2 protein-coding genes are annotated in these 2061 nt (G+C 61.7%); one reads left to right on the forward strand and one right to left on the reverse strand.

Translation table 11 applies throughout. The features are described from left to right. Positions 1-111 precede the first annotated feature (111 nt). Positions 112-309: a hypothetical protein gene (locus tag ACXRVY_RS25930; RefSeq protein WP_458238615.1), complete on the reverse strand. Its 198-nt coding sequence runs from the start codon at positions 307-309 to the stop codon at positions 112-114. A 164-nt stretch (positions 310-473) separates the two neighbouring features. Here ACXRVY_RS25930 and ACXRVY_RS25935 point away from each other — a divergent pair, with 164 nt between their 5' ends. Next, entirely contained in the window at positions 474-1931 is a 1458-nt protein-coding gene (locus ACXRVY_RS25935; RefSeq protein ID WP_457266028.1) for an NAD-dependent succinate-semialdehyde dehydrogenase, read from the forward strand. The last annotated feature ends 130 nt before the right edge of the window (positions 1932-2061 follow it).

A 2061-nucleotide genomic window follows, 5' to 3' on the forward strand; every position in this document is an offset into this window, starting at 1 on the left:
TCCATGGCCGTGCGCGGCTAACCCGGCATCCATGCCGGGTTGCCCACTGCGCAGAACCTCCACTCGGCCTCTCGAGGGGGCGGTGCATCAAGATCAAAAGCTGCAGGCGAGCTAACGCTCGGCCTGTTGGGTGGTGAAAAGCAGAGCGGATGTGTTCTGATTTTTTGTGGGGTTGGCTTGTCGGGTCGCCGCATCGCTGCGATGGCGGCCTGTCAGCCGATCAATCTTCTCCGGATGTACCCAGTCCAACTGTGGGAGCCTGCTCGCGAAGCTGTTGATCTTGGCCTGCGAACTGAACGGCATCGTCAAGCACTACATCGTCTGACCGCGACAGTATCCATCACCCCACCAACAGTAGAGCCTGCCGTCGAATGCCGATTTTCAGCGTTCGAAGGCTGTCGGGGCGGCGCTTTCAGCATCCTCGTCTGTGGCGACACAATAGACTGAAGGCTGTCTCGGAACAGGACTCGACCATGCTCAACAATCGCCTGAAAGACCCCAGCCTGCTGGTAGAACTCGCTTACATCGACGGTCAGTGGATCAGCGCCGACAACGCCGCCACCCTGGACGTTATCGACCCGGCCAGCGGCCAGTTGCTCGCCCGCGTACCCGCGATGCACGGCAGCGAAACCCGACGCGCCATCGAAGCTGCCGAACGCGCCTGGCCGGCCTGGCGCGCACGCCCGGCGGCAGAACGGGCGGCGCTGCTGGAGCGCTGGTATCAGGCGATGATCGACAACCTGGACGATCTTGCGTTGATCATGACCTGCGAGCAAGGCAAGCCACTCAACGAAGCCAAGGGCGAGATCCGCTATGGCGCCAGTTTCGTCAAATGGTTCGCCGAAGAAGCCCGCCGGGTTTACGGCGAAACCATCCCGGCACCCGGCGGCGACCGCCGCTTGCTCACGCTTAAACAGCCGGTTGGCGTCTGCGCCGCGATCACCCCATGGAACTTCCCCAACGCGATGATCACCCGCAAATGCGCGCCGGCCCTGGCCGCCGGGTGCCCGGTCATCGTCAAACCCTCGGATCTGACTCCGCTGTCCGCCCTGGCTCTGGCGGTGCTTGCCGAGCGCGTCGGCATTCCGGCCGGGGTGTTCAACGTAGTGACCGGTATGCCCGTCGGCATCGGTGAAGAACTGACCGGCAACCCGACGGTGCGCAAAATCTCCTTTACCGGTTCCACCGCTGTCGGTCGGCTGCTGATGCGTCAGAGCGCCGAACACATCAAGCGCCTGAGCCTGGAACTGGGCGGTAACGCGCCATTCATTGTGTTCGACGACGCTGATCTGGAACAGGCAGTGGCCGGCATCATGCTCAGCAAGTTCCGCAACGCTGGCCAGACCTGCGTTTGCGCCAACCGGATCCTGGTGCAGGAGGGTATTTATGAGCGCTTCGCCCAGCGCTTGGTGGAGGAGGTGGGCAAACTCAAGGTCGGCAATGGCCTGGACGCAGATTCCACCATCGGCCCACTGATCAATGCAGCGGCGGTGAGCAAGGTCGCTCGACATATCGACGACGCTTTGAGTCAGGGAGCCCGTCTGCTCTGTGGCGGCGTCCCCGAGGGCGACAGCCAGTTCGTCCAGCCGACGGTGCTCGGTGAGGCCCATGCCGGGATGCTGCTGGCCAACGAAGAAACCTTCGGCCCGGTCGCACCGCTGATGCGCTTTACCAGTGAAGAAGAAGCGCTGGCCCTGGCCAATGCCACGCCTTATGGTTTGGGCGCTTATTTCTTCACCCAGGACTTGCGCCGTTCATGGCGGTTCGGCGAGGCGCTGGAGTTTGGCATGATCGGTCTAAACACCGGGCTCATCTCCATGGAAGTCGCCCCATTCGGCGGTATCAAACAATCGGGTCTGGGTCGTGAAGGCAGTAAGTACGGCCTGGATGAATACCTGGAAATCAAAGCCTTCCACATCGGTGGGCTGTGATCCGGTCACCGTTTGAACAGGACATTGAGGAGCCACGATTGATGAGTAAAACATTCAGAATCGCCGCGATTGCCGGCGATGGTATCGGCAAGGAAGTCTTGCCTGAAGGGCTGCGGGTACTGGAGCAGGC

The organism is Pseudomonas sp. P5_A2_2 (genome assembly GCF_054177685.1).

Excerpts from the sequence above, each read along its gene's own strand:
- ACXRVY_RS25935 (WP_457266028.1), top strand. The coding sequence starts at position 474 with ATGCTCAACAATCGCCTGAAAGACCCCAGCCTGCTGGTAGAACTCGCT.